This is a genomic window from Microbacterium forte (assembly GCF_031885415.1).
GTDB lineage: Bacteria > Actinomycetota > Actinomycetes > Actinomycetales > Microbacteriaceae > Microbacterium > Microbacterium forte.
The window spans coordinates 2667138-2682104 of the sequence record NZ_CP116871.1; the positions used below are offsets into that span (position 1 = coordinate 2667138).

General features: G+C 69.6%; 16 protein-coding genes. 15 read left to right on the forward strand and 1 reads right to left on the reverse strand.

Annotation, left to right across the window (positions count from 1 at the left end; all coding sequences use genetic code 11):
* Positions 1-4 precede the first annotated feature (4 nt).
* The 6 genes from OB895_RS12900 (at position 5) to OB895_RS12925 (ending at position 4215) form a co-directional block, all read left to right on the forward strand.
* Positions 5-868: a hypothetical protein gene (locus OB895_RS12900; RefSeq protein ID WP_079113758.1), complete on the forward strand. Its 864-nt coding sequence runs from the start codon at positions 5-7 to the stop codon at positions 866-868.
* Positions 869-917: 49 nt separating this feature from the next.
* Positions 918-1166: a DUF2277 domain-containing protein gene (locus tag OB895_RS12905; RefSeq protein WP_079113757.1), complete on the forward strand. Its 249-nt coding sequence runs from the start codon at positions 918-920 to the stop codon at positions 1164-1166.
* A gap of 148 nt (positions 1167-1314) precedes the next feature.
* On the forward strand, positions 1315-2142 hold the full coding sequence (locus tag OB895_RS12910) for a DUF4397 domain-containing protein (protein ID WP_056374722.1): 828 nt from the start codon (positions 1315-1317) through the stop codon (positions 2140-2142).
* Positions 2142-2825 carry a class F sortase gene (locus OB895_RS12915; protein ID WP_228385593.1) on the forward strand — a complete coding sequence of 228 codons (684 nt, stop codon included), beginning with the start codon at positions 2142-2144 and terminating at the stop codon, positions 2823-2825. Before OB895_RS12910 ends, OB895_RS12915 begins: the two co-directional genes overlap by 1 nt.
* Positions 2826-2858: 33 nt before the next feature.
* A complete protein-coding gene (locus tag OB895_RS12920) occupies positions 2859-3419 on the forward strand; it encodes an RNA polymerase sigma factor (RefSeq protein ID WP_153302264.1) in 561 nt (186 codons plus the stop codon).
* Positions 3403-4215, forward strand: coding sequence for an anti-sigma factor (locus tag OB895_RS12925; RefSeq protein ID WP_079113755.1), 813 nt, complete (start codon positions 3403-3405; stop codon positions 4213-4215). Before OB895_RS12920 ends, OB895_RS12925 begins: the two co-directional genes overlap by 17 nt.
* Positions 4216-4266: 51 nt before the next feature.
* Here the strand turns inward: OB895_RS12925 and OB895_RS12930 are convergent, their stop codons facing one another.
* Entirely contained in the window at positions 4267-4989 is a 723-nt protein-coding gene (locus OB895_RS12930) for a FadR/GntR family transcriptional regulator (protein WP_042536924.1), read from the reverse strand.
* A 128-nt stretch (positions 4990-5117) separates the two neighbouring features.
* Here OB895_RS12930 and OB895_RS12935 point away from each other — a divergent pair, with 128 nt between their 5' ends.
* From OB895_RS12935 to OB895_RS12975, 9 genes are all read left to right on the forward strand, one after another.
* Positions 5118-6716: an ABC transporter substrate-binding protein gene (locus OB895_RS12935; protein WP_042536879.1), complete on the forward strand. Its 1599-nt coding sequence runs from the start codon at positions 5118-5120 to the stop codon at positions 6714-6716.
* 75 nt (positions 6717-6791) lie between these two features.
* Positions 6792-7748, forward strand: coding sequence for an ABC transporter permease (locus OB895_RS12940; RefSeq protein ID WP_042536877.1), 957 nt, complete (start codon positions 6792-6794; stop codon positions 7746-7748).
* A 1-nt stretch (position 7749) separates the two neighbouring features.
* A complete protein-coding gene (locus tag OB895_RS12945; RefSeq protein ID WP_042536875.1) occupies positions 7750-9804 on the forward strand; it encodes a dipeptide/oligopeptide/nickel ABC transporter permease/ATP-binding protein in 2055 nt (684 codons plus the stop codon).
* The gene (locus OB895_RS12950; RefSeq protein WP_042536874.1) at positions 9801-10601 is read left to right on the forward strand and encodes an ABC transporter ATP-binding protein; all 801 of its coding nucleotides are present in this window, start codon (positions 9801-9803) and stop codon (positions 10599-10601) included. Before OB895_RS12945 ends, OB895_RS12950 begins: the two co-directional genes overlap by 4 nt.
* Positions 10602-10616: 15 nt before the next feature.
* Positions 10617-11564: a dihydrodipicolinate synthase family protein gene (locus OB895_RS12955; RefSeq protein WP_311877900.1), complete on the forward strand. Its 948-nt coding sequence runs from the start codon at positions 10617-10619 to the stop codon at positions 11562-11564.
* Complete coding sequence (locus OB895_RS12960; protein WP_311877901.1) at positions 11564-12562, forward strand: ROK family protein; 999 nt, start codon at positions 11564-11566, stop codon at positions 12560-12562. The genes OB895_RS12955 and OB895_RS12960 overlap by 1 nt, the downstream gene beginning before the upstream one ends.
* Positions 12559-13242: an N-acetylmannosamine-6-phosphate 2-epimerase gene (locus OB895_RS12965; protein ID WP_311877902.1), complete on the forward strand. Its 684-nt coding sequence runs from the start codon at positions 12559-12561 to the stop codon at positions 13240-13242. Before OB895_RS12960 ends, OB895_RS12965 begins: the two co-directional genes overlap by 4 nt.
* Positions 13242-14018: a glucosamine-6-phosphate deaminase gene (gene nagB, locus OB895_RS12970; protein ID WP_042536871.1), complete on the forward strand. Its 777-nt coding sequence runs from the start codon at positions 13242-13244 to the stop codon at positions 14016-14018. Before OB895_RS12965 ends, nagB begins: the two co-directional genes overlap by 1 nt.
* The gene (locus OB895_RS12975) at positions 14015-14953 is read left to right on the forward strand and encodes a DUF4862 family protein (RefSeq protein WP_311877903.1); all 939 of its coding nucleotides are present in this window, start codon (positions 14015-14017) and stop codon (positions 14951-14953) included. The genes nagB and OB895_RS12975 overlap by 4 nt, the downstream gene beginning before the upstream one ends.
* The last annotated feature ends 14 nt before the right edge of the window (positions 14954-14967 follow it).

Here is a 14967-nt window from a genome sequence, read left to right on the forward strand (position 1 = left end):
GACGATGCCCGAGATGGATGCCGCCGCCGACGAAGAGCTGCGCGAGCTTCGTGCTCGCGCGTACGGCCCTCATGCCGACATCGCGACCGACCCCTCCGCGGTCCGGCGGCTCGAGGAGCTCGAATCCTCACGCAGTGCAGCGGCTGTCCGGCGCGGGGGCCGCGATCACGCGGCGATCGCCGACTCCGGAGCAGATGGCGAGGCCGCCGAGCTGCGCGTCGTGCATCCCTCGGCCGATGCCGCACGAGAGAGCAGCGACCTTCTCGACCGGCTCGGCGACGAAGCCACGTGGGAGGAGCCGATCGCACGTGATGCTCCGACCGATGCGCCCCGGCAGCCTGGGCGCCTGGCGCGGTGGCGGGCGCCGCTGTGGGCGGCATCCGTCATCATGGCTGCCGCGCTCGCAGCGATGATCACTTACGCGTTCGCGTCGATCCCTCCGGTGTCGTCGGCCGCGGGCGCGCCGCAGATCGCGGCGCTCGAGCTGACGCGCACGGGAGCCGTGCCGCCCGGGTGGTTCGGAGCGGAGGCGGACGTCGCGGCGGTCGAGTTCTACGGCCTGACGATCTTCGCGACCCCCGGGTGGGTCTCGGAGTCGGGGGATCGGTCGTCCGAGGATCGCTGCCTCAATGGCGTCCCGACGGAGGACGTGCCGCCGGAAGCGGACCCCGACGGATCGTCGTATGTCAGCGGGCGGATCTGGGGGGCGTGCAGCGTCGGATCGTTCACGGCGACCTTCGCGATGCCGATCGACGGCGATGCTCCCGACGAGCTGATCGACCGCTACCCCGAGGGCGCCGCATTGCAGTTCGTTCTCGACGGCGACGGCGACCGCGTCGCGGTCTTCCTCGACAGCGGCTCGGACTGACTCCGCCGCACCTCTTGACTCCGGCGCTCAGCGATCTAGCCTGGCAGGCATGTGCCGCAACATCATTCCGCTGAACAACCTCGCACCGCCCGCGACCGACGACGAGTGCCACGAGGCCGCCGTGCAGTTCGTGCGCAAGATCTCGGGCACGAACGCGCCGTCGAGGGCGAACCAGGAAGTGTTCGACCGCGCCGTCGCCGAGATCGAGCAGCGCGAGAAGCGACAGGCGCGCTCGGCCGAGAGGTACGAGGCGATCCGGGTCTTCCAAGAGGCGAAGCGCGCCGCGCGGGCAGACTGACGCGGCTCGAGGATCCCGAGCGCACGTTCGAGGTCATCGCCGACAGGCTCTGAGAAGAATCTTCATCCACCTGCATCCAAAACCCGGGTTCCTGGGGAACAACTCCTATGAAGGGCCGCACAGGGCGGTCCGGGTACAGGAGGAACAGATGCGCAAGACAGTCGCCGCCGGCCTCGCCGTCGGAATGATCACCGCTCTCGGCCTGGCATTGCCGGCCGGCGCCGCCACCACCCAGGCGGCTCAGCTCTCCGTGTTGCACGCGATCCCCGACACCCCGGTCGACGTGTACGTCAACGGCGAGCTGACCCTCGACGACTTCGCCCCCGGCGACCTGGCCGGTCCGCTCGAGCTGCCGGCCGGATCGTATGAGGTCGCCCTCACCGCTCCCGATGCCGCAGACGCGAGCGCTCCCATCCTCGGACCCGCGACGATCGCTCTCGACGCGGGCGGGAATTACACCGCCGTGGCCCACCTGACCGAAGCGGGCGAACCCGGCCTCAACCTGTTCACGAACGACATCTCGCAGACGGCACCCGGCCAGGGCAGGCTGACGGTGCGTCACACGGCTGCGGCACCCGCGGTCGACATCCTCGCCGGCGGCTCGCCCGTGATCGAGAACCTCACGAACCCGAACGAGGCGAAGCTCGACCTGCCCGCGGGAACCGTGTCGGCCGCCGTGGCACTCACGGGCACGACCGACCCGGTCATCGGCCCGGCGGACGTCGCGATCGAAGAGGGCGTCAACACGATCGTCTATGCCTGGGGCAGTGCCGAAGACGGCAACCTCGCGATCGCCGCGCAGACGATCTCGGGACTGCACTCGAACCCCGACGGAGTGCCCTCGGGCACCGCGGGCTACCTCGCCCAGCAGGACGCATCGGTGACCACGCTTCTCTCGGCGGGTCTCGTCGCCCTCGCGATCTCGGCCGCCGTGGGTGCGGGTCTGATCGTCCGTCGTCGCCAGACGGTGCGCTGATGCTCCGAGGCACGCCGCGAGAAGCCGGTCTGCGCCGCGTCATCCTGACGCTGGGCGCCCTGGTCACTGCGGCGTGCCTCGTGGCGTGCGCACCGGGAGGGGCGGGCGCGGAACTCCCTCCTTCCTCGGAGTCGCCCCCCACGACTCCACCGCCCGTCCCTCCCACTTCGCCCCCCACCGCCACCCCCACGAGAGACGTCGAGGTGCGGCCGGGTGCTCTCCCCACCCCGGAGGCATCCGTCGCTCCCGTGAGTCTGGCCATCCCGTCGCTCGCCATCGACATGCCGGTGACGGACGTCGGGGTGGCCGACACCGGACAGATGGAGCTGCCGACCGACCCGGCCGTCGCCGGGTGGTACCGATACGGGGCGGATGCCACGAGCACGAGCGGCCGGATTCTGATCGCAGCGCACGTCGACGCGGTCGACTATCCGATCGGACCGCTCGCTCGCCTGCGGGACGTGCCCGCAGGCGAGGCCGTCCGCCTCACCGCGGCAGACGGCACGAGTCGCGAGTTCGTGGTCCAATCCCTGACCTACTACGAGAAGACCTCGCTCCCCACGGCTGAGCTCTTCGAGCGCGGCGGGCCCTCCGCCCTGGTTCTCGTGACGTGCGGCGGCCCCTTCGACAGCCAGACCGGCCACTACCGCGATAACGTGGTGGCTGTGGCGGTCCCGCGATGAGGCGGGGTGATCACCATGGAGAGGAGACTCCGGGTGGATGAGACCACCGAAGCCGAGGCAGCGCTCGATCGACGTTTCGTCGCGGGCGACGAGCAGGCACTCGCGGAGCTCTACCGACGCTGGTCGCCGGTCGTCTTCACCCTTGCGCTTCGTTCGCTCGGCGACCGGGGGGACGCCGAGGACGTCACACAGCGCACGTTCGTGTCGGCCTGGAACTCGCGCGCCGGATACGACTCATCGAAGGCGCGCTTGTCGACCTGGCTGATCGCGATCGCGCGGCGCCGGATCGCCGACACGTTCGAGACGCGGGCCAAGGTGCAGCAGCTGCAGGCCGAGATGGAGCGCCTCACTCCACCGGACGCACTCGTCTCGGAGTCGATCGATCTGTCTGAGACGCTGCTGCTCTCGAGCGAGCTGCAGCAGCTCGCACCGGACGCGCAGGCGGTCATGCGACTGGCCTTCTACGATGACCTGACCCACGAAGAGATCTCACGCAGAATGGGGATGCCGCTCGGCACCGTGAAGAGCCATATCCGCCGAAGTCTTGCCCGAATGCGCGACCGATTGGAGGTGAACCATGTCACATCTCGATGACGAGAAGATCGCCCTGATCGCGATGGGTGAGCCGGTCGGCTCCGATGCGGACATGCAGCACCTCGTCGAATGCGAGTCCTGTGCGGCAGAGGTCGCCGAGATGTCCCGCGTGGCGCTCGTGGCGCGATCCAGCGTCGTCGAGGGCGACCTGGAAGCCCCGCCGGCAGACGTGTGGTCGCGGATCCATGGCGAGCTCGGTTTGACCGAGGTGGTCGCTGCCGATCCCGCGTCCATCGCTGGCGAGCTCGAACCCCCGCCGGAGCCCGAGCCGGAGCCCGAGCTCGAGCCGGATTCGGAGCCGGCTGCTGCGGATGCCGGGCATCCGCGTCAGCGTGCTCGCGTGCGCTCGCGTCGTCGCTCCTCGGCATCCGTCTGGATCCTCGCCGCGTCGATGGCGCTCGTCGTCGCGATCGGCGCCGGTGTCTGGATCGCCCGTGCGCTGACGCCCTCGTCTGCCGTGATCGCCTCGGCCGAGCTCGCGGCGTTCCCCGATCACCCCGATGCGGTCGGGCAGGCGGAGGTCGACGACGACGGCGACGGCCGGCGCACGCTCACGGTGACGCTCGAAGGCGATGAGCTTGCAGACGGTGACTACCGCGAGGTGTGGCTGATCCGCGAAGACGGGCAGGCGCTGATCAGCCTCGGCGTGCTCGACGACGCATCGGGCACCTTCCGTGTGCCCGACGGCGTCGACCTCGACGAGTACCGCCTGGTCGACATCTCCTTCGAGCCGGTGGACGGCGATCCGGCGCACTCGGGGGATTCGATCGTGCGGGGAGAACTCGACTTCGCCTGAGGGGCGAGCACCACGCCGCGCGAGTTCCGAGCGCGCTGAGGCGCACTCGACTCAGGCGTGCGAGCTCTCGGCCTGCGCGAGGACGCGCTGCAGTGGTCGGTAGTGCTCGATCACGGCCGCGCGGTAGGCGTCGACGTCCCCGGCCCGCACGGCGGCGAGCATGTCGCCGTGCGCCACCGCGGTCTGATGGATGTCGTCGGGCTGATCGATGTCGAGCTGCGGCAGCACGGCTGTGTGCACGTCCCAGAAGGCGCCGACGAGCTGCCCGACGAGTCGGTTGCCGATCGCGTCGAAGAGCTTGGTGTGGAACAGGCGGTCGGCCTCGAGGAAGCGCTCGCCTCTGCTCGCCTTGTCGACCATCTCGGCGACGAGCTCGTCGAGCTCTCCGCCGGCATCGACCTGGGCGGCCGCCACGACACGCTCGGCCATCGAGAGGTCGAGCGCCAGGCGCACTTCGACGACCTCTCGCAGCGACTGCAGAGACCCTTCGGGGGAGAGGACCCCTCGGAAGACCAGTGCCTCGACCATCGGATCCAGTGACATCGGGCCGACGTAGGTGCCGTGGCCGTGCCGCACATCGACGATGTCGAGAGTCGACAGGGTGCGGATCGCCTCCCTGACCGACGAGCGAGACACATCGAGCTCTTCGCAGAGCTCGGCCTCGGTCGGAAGGGGGTCTCCGGGTGTCAGCCCGCGGGCGATGATGAGCTGCTTGATCTGATCCGCCGTCGTCGAGCGCCGCATCCGCGATGCCCTACTCGTGGTGGACTTCATCTGGTCTCCCTCTCGTCCCGACTGAAACGCTCCGATCATCTCACTCTTGTGATTCGACCGATCGTGTGTTTAGAGTACATCAGACATCAGATGTCCTCAAGATGTCCCCCACCCACCCTGGAGCACACATGAACCGACACGTCACCCGCCGCCGTGCGGGTCGATTCACGACACTGGTCGCCGGCACCGTCGCCGCCTCCGCCGTCCTGGCCGGCTGCGCCGCCGGAGCGACCCCCGCACCCGACGACGGCGCGTCCGCCGGCGCCGTCGATCCCGACGCGATCATCGAAGCGGGCATCTCGTACACGCTCAACGGCAGCTTCGACCCGATGGTCGCCTCCGGCGCCGTCACGGTGTCTGCGAACTGGCATGTCTTCGAGGGCCTCGTCGACCTCGACCCCGTCACGCAGGAGGCCGCCCCCGCACTCGCCGCCGACCTCCCGACCAAGGTCGATGACACCACGTACGAGATCGACCTGCGCGAGGGCGCGACGTTCCAGAACGGCGACCCGGTCACCGCAGACGACGTCGTCTTCAGCTACGAGCGCGTCCTGAACCCCGACAACAACTCGCTGTTCCGGACCTTCATCGACTTCGTCGACACGGTGACCGCGGTCGACGAGGACACGGTGCGGATCACGACCGACTATCCGTTCTCCCTCATCGAAGAGCGCCTCGGCGTCGTCAAGATCGTGCCCAAGGCGGTCGTCGAAGCAGACCCCGAGGGCTTCGGTGCGAACCCCGTCGGCTCCGGTCCCTACTCGCTGGTCTCCGCCGTCCCCGAGGACAAGCTCGTCTTCGAGCGCTACGACGACTACAACGGACCGCACCCGGCACTCGCCGCGGGCATGAACTGGAACCTGCTGTCCGATGCCTCAGCCCGAGTCACGGCTATGTCGACCGGCACGATCCAGGCGATGGAGGACGTGCCCTACATCGACGTCGACTCGCTCGCATCCGCCGCCGATGTCGAGAGCGTGCAGTCGTTCGGGCTGCTGTTCATGATGTTCAACACGAAGGCCGCGCCGTTCGACGACGTCCGGGTGCGCCAGGCCATGCATTACGCGCTCGACATGGACAAGATCATCGAGACGGGGATGCTCGGCAACGCCACCCCCGCCACGTCGTTCCTGCCCGAGACGTACCCGAACTACAACGAGGCCTCGACGGTCTACAGCTACGACCCCGAGAAGGCCGAAGAGCTGCTCGCCGAGGCGGGCGTCGACGACCTGTCGATCACGCTGCTCACCACCGACACCGGCTGGGTGAAGGAGGTCGCACCCCTGATCAAGGAGTCGCTCGACGCCATCGGAATCGACACGACGCTCGACATCGGGCAGTCCGCTTCCATGTACGAGAAGGTCGACTCCGGCGACTACACGGTCGCGATCGCTCCGGGAGACCCGTCGGTCTTCGGCGTCGACCCCGACCTGCTCATGAACTGGTGGTACGGCGAGAACGTCTGGACCCAGACCCGCACCAACTGGGCCGATTCGGCCGAGTACGCCGAGCTGCGCACGCTCCTCGACGACGCCGTGCAGCAGCAGGGCGACGAGCAGCAGGCCACGTGGGACAAGGCGTACGACCTGATCGCCGATGAGGCCGTGCTCTACCCGCTGTTCCACCGCAAGCTGCCCACCGCGTGGAGCAGCCAGGAGCTGATCGGCTTCGCTCCCGTCCCCACCACCGGCCTGTCGTTCCTCGACGTCGGCGTGGCGGCGAAGTAGTCCCGGTCTCCACGGCGGGGGTGCGCGCCCGAGCGCATCCCCGCCACACCTCCCCGAACCTGGAAGGAGCGGCACGTGTCCAACACGCTCCGCCTCATCGGACGACGGCTGCTGCAGCTGCCGTTCATGATCCTCGGCATCACGTTCCTCGTCTTCTTCGTGATGTCGTTCTCGCCCGTCGACCCGGCACGCACCGCGCTCGGCGAGACCGCATCCCCGGAGGCGCTGCAGGCGTACCGGGAGCAGTACGGCCTCGATCAGCCGCTGCTCGTGCGCTACTTCACCTTCCTGGTGGGGCTGCTGCAGGGCAACCTCGGCACCTACTCGGCGCGGAGCCTTCCGGTGATCGACGAGGTCGTCCGTGCGTTCCCCGTCACGCTGGCGCTGACCTTCCTCGGCCTCCTCATCGCCGTCATCGTCGCCTTCGTGATCGGCGTCCTCGCCGCCGTCTATCGTGACCGCTGGCCCGACCAGCTCATCCGCATCATCGGGGTGGCGTCGCTGTCGACGCCCTCGTTCTGGCTCGCGATCCTGCTCATCCAGCTCTTCACCCTCGGGTTGAACGTGCTGCCCGCGTCCGGTCCCCTGCCCGATCCGTGGGCCGACCCGACAGGGTGGCTCGCCCGCATGGCGCTGCCGGCCATCGCGCTCGCCGTTCCGGTGATCGGTCAGCTCTCCCGCGTCGTGCGCACCTCGATGGTCGAGGAGCTCGACCGGGACTACGTGCGCACGGCACTCGGCGCCGGCATCCCGCGGACCGTCGTCGTCGGTCGCAACGTGCTGCGCAACGCCCTGATCACGCCCGTGACCGTGCTCGGTCTGCGCATCGGCTACCTCATCGGCGGGGCGGTGGTGATCGAGATCATCTTCGCGATCCCCGGCATGGGCACCCTGATCCTCAACGGCGTGACCAACAACGAACCCAATCTCGTGCAGGGCGTGACTCTCGCAGTGTCACTGGCCTTCGTGGTGATCAACATCATCGTCGACCTCCTGTACGTGCTCATCAATCCCCGAATCCGGGCGGTGTGACATGCGACGCAAACTGACTGAACGACTCTCGCTCCCGGGACTCCGCCTCGGCGGCCTGTCCCTCGGCTCCCTGATCTGCATCGTGGTGCTCGCAGTGATCGCGTTGGCCGCGATCGCCGCACCCCTGATCGCGCCGTTCGACCCGCTGGCATCCGGTGCCCCGGTGCAGCCACCGAGCGCGGAGCACTGGTTCGGCACCGACCGCCAGGGCCGCGACATCTTCTCCCGACTGGTGTACGGCGCCCGGTACTCCCTGGTGATCGGGCTCGGCGCGACCCTGGTCGCACTCGCCGCGGCCTGCGTGTTCGGCACCATCGCCGCCACCGCCCCTCGGTGGATCTCCGAGACCCTCATGCGGGTGATGGACGTGGTGATGTCCTTCCCGGGCATCGCGCTCGCCGCGGTGTTCGTGGCGGTGTTCGGCAAGTCGCTGCCGGTGCTCGTGCTCACGATCGCCTTCCTCTATGTGCCGCAGCTCACCCGCATCATCCGCGCCAACATCCTCGATCAGTACGGCGAGGATTACGTCTCGGCCGTGCGCGTCATGGGCGCGGGCACTCCGAGGATCATCGCCAAGCACGTCGCCCGCAACGCGATGGCCCCGGTGCTCGTCTTCGCGACCGTGCTCGTCGCCGACGCGATCGTCTTCGAGGCGTCGCTGTCGTTCCTGCAGGCCGGCGTGCCCGACCCCGAGCCGTCGTGGGGCAACGTGATCGCCGCCGGTCGCAACCTGCTGATGAGCGGGGCGTGGTGGGCGACGTTCTTCCCCGGCATCCTCATCATGCTGACGGTGCTCTGCCTCAACATCCTCTCCGAGGGGATGACCGATGCGATGGTGTCGCCGCGGGCACGAAAGATCACCGCCGATGCCGCGAACACCGAGGAGTCGACGCACGAGCTCGAAGAGGCGGCCGCCGGCCACGACGACACGAATGTGATCGTCACGGTCGACACCGCCGTCAATCTCTCCGTTCCGAGCGGCGTGCCGGACGTGCTGGTGCCGGTGGCACCCGCGGTGCCTCTCTCCGAGCGGCTAGCCGTTCTGCGGCAGCGCGAGCTCTCCCGCACCGATCGGCTCGTCTACGCGGGCGACGAGACCCCGTTGCTCGATGTGCAGGACCTCTGCATCTCGTTCCCGCGGCACGGCGACGTCGACGTGGTCGACCATGTCAGCTTCACGGTGCGCCCCGGCGAGACCATGGCGCTGGTGGGCGAGTCGGGCTGCGGCAAGTCGATCACCTCGCTGGCCATCATGGGCCTGCTCGACCCGAAGGCCGACGTTCGAGGACGCATCCTCTTCGACGGCCAGGATCTGCTGCAGATGACCCCCAAGAGGCGCAACGCGCTGCGAGGGCATGACATCGCGATGATCTACCAGGATGCGCTGAGCTCGCTGAATCCGGCGATGCTCATTCGCTCGCAGATGAAGCAGCTCACCTCGAGGGGTGGCACCCGCACGGCCGAGGACCTGCTCGAGCTGGTGGGTCTCGACCCCGCGCGCACCCTCGCCTCGTATCCGCACGAGCTGTCGGGAGGTCAGCGGCAGCGCGTGCTGATCGCGATGGCGCTCACCCGCGACCCGCGCCTCGTGATCGCCGACGAGCCGACCACGGCTCTCGACGTCACGGTGCAGGCGCAGGTCGTCGAGCTGCTGATGCGGCTGCAGCGCGAGCTCGGCTTCGCTCTCGTCTTCGTCTCGCACGACCTCGCGCTCGTCGCAGAGCTCACCCACCGCATCACGGTGATGTACGCGGGGCAGGTCGTCGAGCAGGGCACGACCCGCGAGATCCTGACGCAGCCGGTGCATGAGTACACGCAGGGGCTGCTCGGCGCCGTGCTGTCGATCGAGGCGGGCTCCGACAGGCTCCACCAGGTCTCCGGCGTCGTCCCGTCGCCGCGTGACTTCCCCGCCGGCGACCGCTTCGCTCCTCGTTCGTCCGACCCGGCCCGCTACGCGGGGGTCGCGCCGGTGCGCCGGCGGATCGAGGGAACCGAGCACTACTACTCGGCGCATCCGGACGATGCGCCCATCGATGCGATCGGAGCAGGACGATGAGCGAGACCGTCATCGAGCTCGAGGACGTCCACGTCCGCTACAAGACGCGTGCGTCGTCGCTGTTCAGGCCGAAGTACGTCGACGCACTGGCCGGTGTCTCGCTCACCGTCAAACGGGGGCAGACCCTGGGGATCGTCGGCGAGTCGGGGTCGGGCAAGTCCACCTCGGCCAAGGTGCTGGTCGGCCTCGAGAAGCCGACCAGCGGCCGCGTCGTGTTCGACGGCGAGACGGTGACCTCGTTCACGCCGGCCGTGCGCCGACGGCTCGGGCGGATCCTGTCGGTCGTCTTCCAGGACCCTGCCACGGCTCTGAACGCCCGGATGACCGTGCGCGATGCGCTGCTCGACCCGATGCAGGTGCACCGGCTCGGCACGCCGGCGAGCCGTGACCGCAAGGTGCGCGATCTGATCGGACTCGTCGGTCTGCCGGCCTCCGCACTCGAGGCGTTGCCCAGCCAGCTCTCCGGCGGTCAGCGTCAGCGTGTCGCGATCGCGAGGGCGCTGGTGCTGGATCCGCAGGTGATCGTCGCCGACGAACCCACCTCGGCGCTCGACGTCTCGGTGCGGGCTCAGATCCTCAACCTGCTCACCGACCTGAAGGAGCAGCTCGGCCTCGGCATGGTCTTCATCTCGCACGACATCCAGACCGTCCGCTACCTCTCAGACGAGATCGCCGTGATGAACCGGGGGAGGGTCGTCGAGTTCGGCGATGCCGCCCGCGTGTTCGAGGCGCCCTCCGACGAATACACCAGAACGCTGCTGGGCGCCGCGCCCTCGCTGCTCGAACCGACCAACTGAAACGACCGGAACACAATGACTGCTGCATCCTCCTCCGTCACCTTCACCGGTGTCATCCCGCCCGTCGCCACCCCGCTGCTGCCCGACGGCACGATCGACCACGTCTCGCTCGAGCGTCTCGTCGAGCGACTGATCGCCGAGGGCGTCTCGGGTCTGTTCGCGCTCGGGTCGACGGGCGAGACCGCCTACTTCACCGACGACCAGCGCGTCGAGCTGCTCACCACGATCGTCAGGGTGAACGCCGGTCGGGTGCCGATCATCGCCGGTGCGATCGAGCTGACTGCTCCCCGCATCATCGAGACCGCGCGTCGTCTGGTGGCGGCCGGCGCACAGGCGATCGTCACGACGGCACCTCTCTACACTCTGAATTCCGCCGCAGAGGTCGCCGATCACTTCCGGGCGATCGCCGCGGCGATCGACGTGCCGCTGTGGGCGTACGACGTGCCCGTGCGGGTGCACTCCAAGCTCGGCATCGACCTGCTCGTGCGACTCGGCGCCGAGGGAGTCATCCACGGGGTCAAGGACTCCTCAGGCGATGACGTCTCGTTCCGCCGTCTGATCGCCGCGAACGACGCCGCCGGGCGTCCGCTGCAGCTGCTCACCGGCCATGAGGCCGTCGTCGACGCGATGGCCCTGGCCGGAGCCGACGGTGTGGTGCCGGGCTTCGCGAACGTCGAGGCCGCGGGCTACGTCAGGCTGTGGGATGCCACGCAGCGCGGCGACTGGACAGAGGCGCGCACCGAGCAGGAGCGCATCAACCGCGCGTTCGACATCGTCTTCGCGCCGCAGGGCCTCTCGGGTGACGCGACCGGAGTGGGCGCGTTCAAGGCCGCCATGCATGCCCGCGGCATCATCGACCACGCGACGATGGCCGACACCGTGCAGTCGCTCGATGCCGACACCGTCACGCGCATCCGTCAGATCCTCTCGGAGCAGGGGATGCTGCCGGTCGTCGTCTCCTGATGGCGCGTCGTCTCGTGCCAGCGGATCATGTCGGATCAGCGCATCATGTCGGATCAGCGGAGTCGCGCGAGGTGGTGCTGGCCGTCGACATCGGCGGCACGAAGACGTCGGCCGCCCTCGCCGATCGTGGCGACACGCTGCTGTGCACCGAGACGGCGCCCACGCGAGCAGCGGAAGGACCGGCGGCGGTCGTCTCGACCGTCGCCGGTCTGGCGCAGAGACTTCTCGACGGATCACCCGCACGTTTCTCGGGCGTCGGGATCGGCGCGGCCGGGGTCGTGAACGCCGTCACCGGCACGATCGTCTCGGCGACCGACACCTTCGCCGACTGGCCGGGCACCCCCGTCGCCGAGCTGGTGCGCGAGGCGCTGGGCGACCTGCTGGTGCCCCGCGCCCCGGTCGTCGTGCAGAACGACGTCGACGCGCATGCCGAGGGCGAGCACCGGCACGGGGCGGCGGCCGGTGCGGCCAGCGTGCTCGTCGTCGCCGTGGGAACCGGTGTCGGGGCGGGGCTCATCCTCGACGGCAGCGCCGTGCGCGGCGCACACCACGTCGCCGGCGAGATCGCCCACCTGCCGACCCCGGGGGCCGAGCATCTGCGCTGCCCCTGCGGTCGCATGGGGCATCTCGAGGCCATCGGCTCCGGCATCGGTCTGCACGCGCACTTCCGGTGGCTGGGCGGGGATCCGCACATCATCGACGCCCGCGGGGTCGCAGCCGCCGCAGCCGACGGCGACCCGATCGCCATCCATGCCGTCGGAGAGTCCGCCGCTGCCGTCGGGCGCGCGCTCGCCGGCGCCGCGACCATCCTCGACCCGGAGCGCATCGTGATCACCGGGGGAGTGCCGAAGATCGGCGACGCGTGGTGGACGCCGATGCTGAGCGCGTACGCGGACGACGCCATCGATGCACTGCAGTCCACTCCGATCCTGCCGGGCGCGCTCGGTGACGATGCGCCCCTGCGGGGCGCCGCAGCATCCGCCTGGAGGGCGATATGACATCCATCGACATCCTCGACGAGCTGCGAGGGGGCCTCATCGTCTCGTGCCAGGCCTACCCCGGTGAGGCGATGCGCGATCCCCGCACCATGGCGCAGGTCGCGCAGGCGGCGGTCGTCGGCGGAGCCGCCGGCATCCGGGTGCAGGGCCTCGACGACATCAGAGCCGTCGCAGGGATGACCGTGCCGGTGATCGGGCTCTGGAAGGACGGCGACGCCGACGTCTTCATCACCCCGACGCTCGAGCACGCCAAGGCGGTCGCTGACGCAGGTGCCGACATCGTCGCGATCGACGGGACCCGCAGGCACAGGCCGGACGGGAAGAGTCTCGGCGAGACGGTCGCGGCGCTCCGCGAGCACACGGACGCCCTGATCATGGCCGACTGCGGCTCGCTCGACGACGCACTGGCGGCCGAGCGGGCCGGCGTGGACATCCTCGGCACGACGCTCTCGGGCTACACGGCCGAGCGCCCGAAGACCGAGGGGCCGGATCTCGAGCTGATCTCGCTCCTCACCGCCCGCTGCAGCACCCCGATCATGGCGGAGGGGCGGATCCACTCGCCTGCGCAGGCGGCGGCAGCGGCCGCCGCCGGCGCGTTCGCCGTGTGCGTCGGCACCGCGATCACCCACCCGGCGACCATCACGTCATGGTTCGTCGCCGCACTCACCGAGGAGAGCTGATGGACGTCGTCATCGCACCCGAAGCCCAGATCGGCGAGATCGTCGCCGACGACATCGCCGCCCTGATCGCAGCTCGGCCGGATGCCGTGCTCGGCCTCGCGACGGGATCGAGTCCGCTGCGCATCTATGACGCGGTCGCCGAGCGCGTCGAGCGCGGGGAGCTCTCCCTCGCGCGCGCTCGGGGGTTCATGCTCGACGAGTATGTCGGACTGCCCCTGGGGCATCCGTGCCGCTACAGCACGGTGATCGACGAGGACTTCGTCTCGCGCGTCGATCTCGCCCCCGGTGCGGTGCGCGGGCCGGACGGTGACGCCGCCGATCTCGACGCGGCGTGTGCCGGCTATGAGAAGGCGATCCGCGATGCCGGCGGCGTCGACCTGCAGATCCTGGGCATCGGCACGGACGGGCATATCGCGTTCAACGAGCCCGGCTCGTCGCTGGCGTCGAGGACCCGAGTGAAGACACTCACCGCACAGACCCGTGAAGACAACGCCCGTTTCTTCGGCGGCGACGTCGACGCGGTGCCGTATCACTGCCTCACGCAGGGGCTCGGCACGATCATGGACGCGCGACGCATCGTGCTCGTCGCGACCGGTGAGGCGAAGGCAGAGGCCGTCGCGCAGCTCGTCGAAGGGGCGGTGTCGGCCCGATGGCCCGCGACGATCCTGCAACACCACCGACGCGTCACCGTGCTCGTCGATGACGCGGCCGCGTCCCGGCTCGCGCTCGCCGAGTACTACCGGCACACTCAGGCGCACCGCCACCTGGTGTCATGAACGAGCCGCTCGCACCGCTGCTGGTCAGCTCCTACGCGGTGTCTCCCGCGCATGCGACCTGGGATCCCGATCTCGAGGCCGAACTCCTGCCCGCGCTCTGCGCGCTGCCCGATGTCGTGGGGCTCGAGGTGCCGTGGATCGGGGGCCTGCACCCCCATGATCCGGGGTGGTTCCTGCGCCACGTGCCTGCCGCGGCCGAGCTCGCGGTGACCCCGCTGCCATGGGTGATGAAGCGGTGTGCGGCCGACGCCCGCTACGGCATCGCCTCTCCGGATGAGGACGGGCGTCGCGCCGCCATCGCCGACCTGCGCGCAGTCGCCCGAGACGTGCGGCGGATCGACCACGACACCGATGCCTCGGTCACGGTGGTCGCGCTCCACACCGCCCCGCAGGGGGGAGGAGATCGAGCGCGTCTGGCGGCATCGCTCGCCGAGATCACCGGATGGGACTGGGCGGGAGCGCGGCTCGTCATCGAGCACTGCGACGCCGCGGTGCCGGGTCACCCGTGGGAGAAGGGCTTCCTGACGCTGGACGACGAGCTCGGCGCGATGCTCTCGGTCGACGCTCCGCTGGCGCTCTGGCTGAACTGGGGTCGCTCGGTGATCGAGACGCGCGACGCCGACGCGGTGACCGGGCAGATCGCGGAGGCGGCGGCGACCGGTCGGCTCGCCGGGCTGACGTTCTCGGGGTCGGCAGCGATCGACGGCCCCTATGGCCCAGCCTGGACGGACGGGCACCTGCCGCTCGCGGCAGCGGATCCCGCATCCGGTTCGCTGTTGGATGCGGCCCACGTCGCCGCCGCGCTCGCCTCCGCCGGTCAGGTCGAGCGACTCGGGCTGAAGGTCAGCCGACGGCCGGGAGACACGACGGCGGAAGATGTCATCCGGACGGTCGACGACAATCTGCGCGCGTTGAGGGCGGCTGCCCGCGCGTGAACCCGGTCTCCGCG

Bases quoted from the DNA above. Each gene is read 5' to 3' on its own strand.
- OB895_RS12900 (WP_079113758.1), top strand. From the start codon at position 5: ATGCCCGAGATGGATGCCGCCGCCGACGAAGAGCTGCGCGAGCTTCGT.
- OB895_RS12905 (WP_079113757.1), top strand. From the start codon at position 918: ATGTGCCGCAACATCATTCCGCTGAACAACCTCGCACCGCCCGCGACC.
- OB895_RS12910 (WP_056374722.1), top strand. From the start codon at position 1,315: ATGCGCAAGACAGTCGCCGCCGGCCTCGCCGTCGGAATGATCACCGCT.
- OB895_RS12915 (WP_228385593.1), top strand. From the start codon at position 2,142: ATGCTCCGAGGCACGCCGCGAGAAGCCGGTCTGCGCCGCGTCATCCTG.
- OB895_RS12925 (WP_079113755.1), top strand. From the start codon at position 3,403: ATGTCACATCTCGATGACGAGAAGATCGCCCTGATCGCGATGGGTGAG.
- OB895_RS12930 (WP_042536924.1), bottom strand. From the start codon at position 4,989: ATGAAGTCCACCACGAGTAGGGCATCGCGGATGCGGCGCTCGACGACG.
- OB895_RS12935 (WP_042536879.1), top strand. From the start codon at position 5,118: ATGAACCGACACGTCACCCGCCGCCGTGCGGGTCGATTCACGACACTG.
- OB895_RS12945 (WP_042536875.1), top strand. From the start codon at position 7,750: ATGCGACGCAAACTGACTGAACGACTCTCGCTCCCGGGACTCCGCCTC.
- OB895_RS12950 (WP_042536874.1), top strand. From the start codon at position 9,801: ATGAGCGAGACCGTCATCGAGCTCGAGGACGTCCACGTCCGCTACAAG.
- OB895_RS12955 (WP_311877900.1), top strand. From the start codon at position 10,617: ATGACTGCTGCATCCTCCTCCGTCACCTTCACCGGTGTCATCCCGCCC.
- OB895_RS12960 (WP_311877901.1), top strand. From the start codon at position 11,564: ATGGCGCGTCGTCTCGTGCCAGCGGATCATGTCGGATCAGCGCATCAT.
- OB895_RS12965 (WP_311877902.1), top strand. From the start codon at position 12,559: ATGACATCCATCGACATCCTCGACGAGCTGCGAGGGGGCCTCATCGTC.
- nagB (WP_042536871.1), top strand. From the start codon at position 13,242: ATGGACGTCGTCATCGCACCCGAAGCCCAGATCGGCGAGATCGTCGCC.
- OB895_RS12975 (WP_311877903.1), top strand. From the start codon at position 14,015: ATGAACGAGCCGCTCGCACCGCTGCTGGTCAGCTCCTACGCGGTGTCT.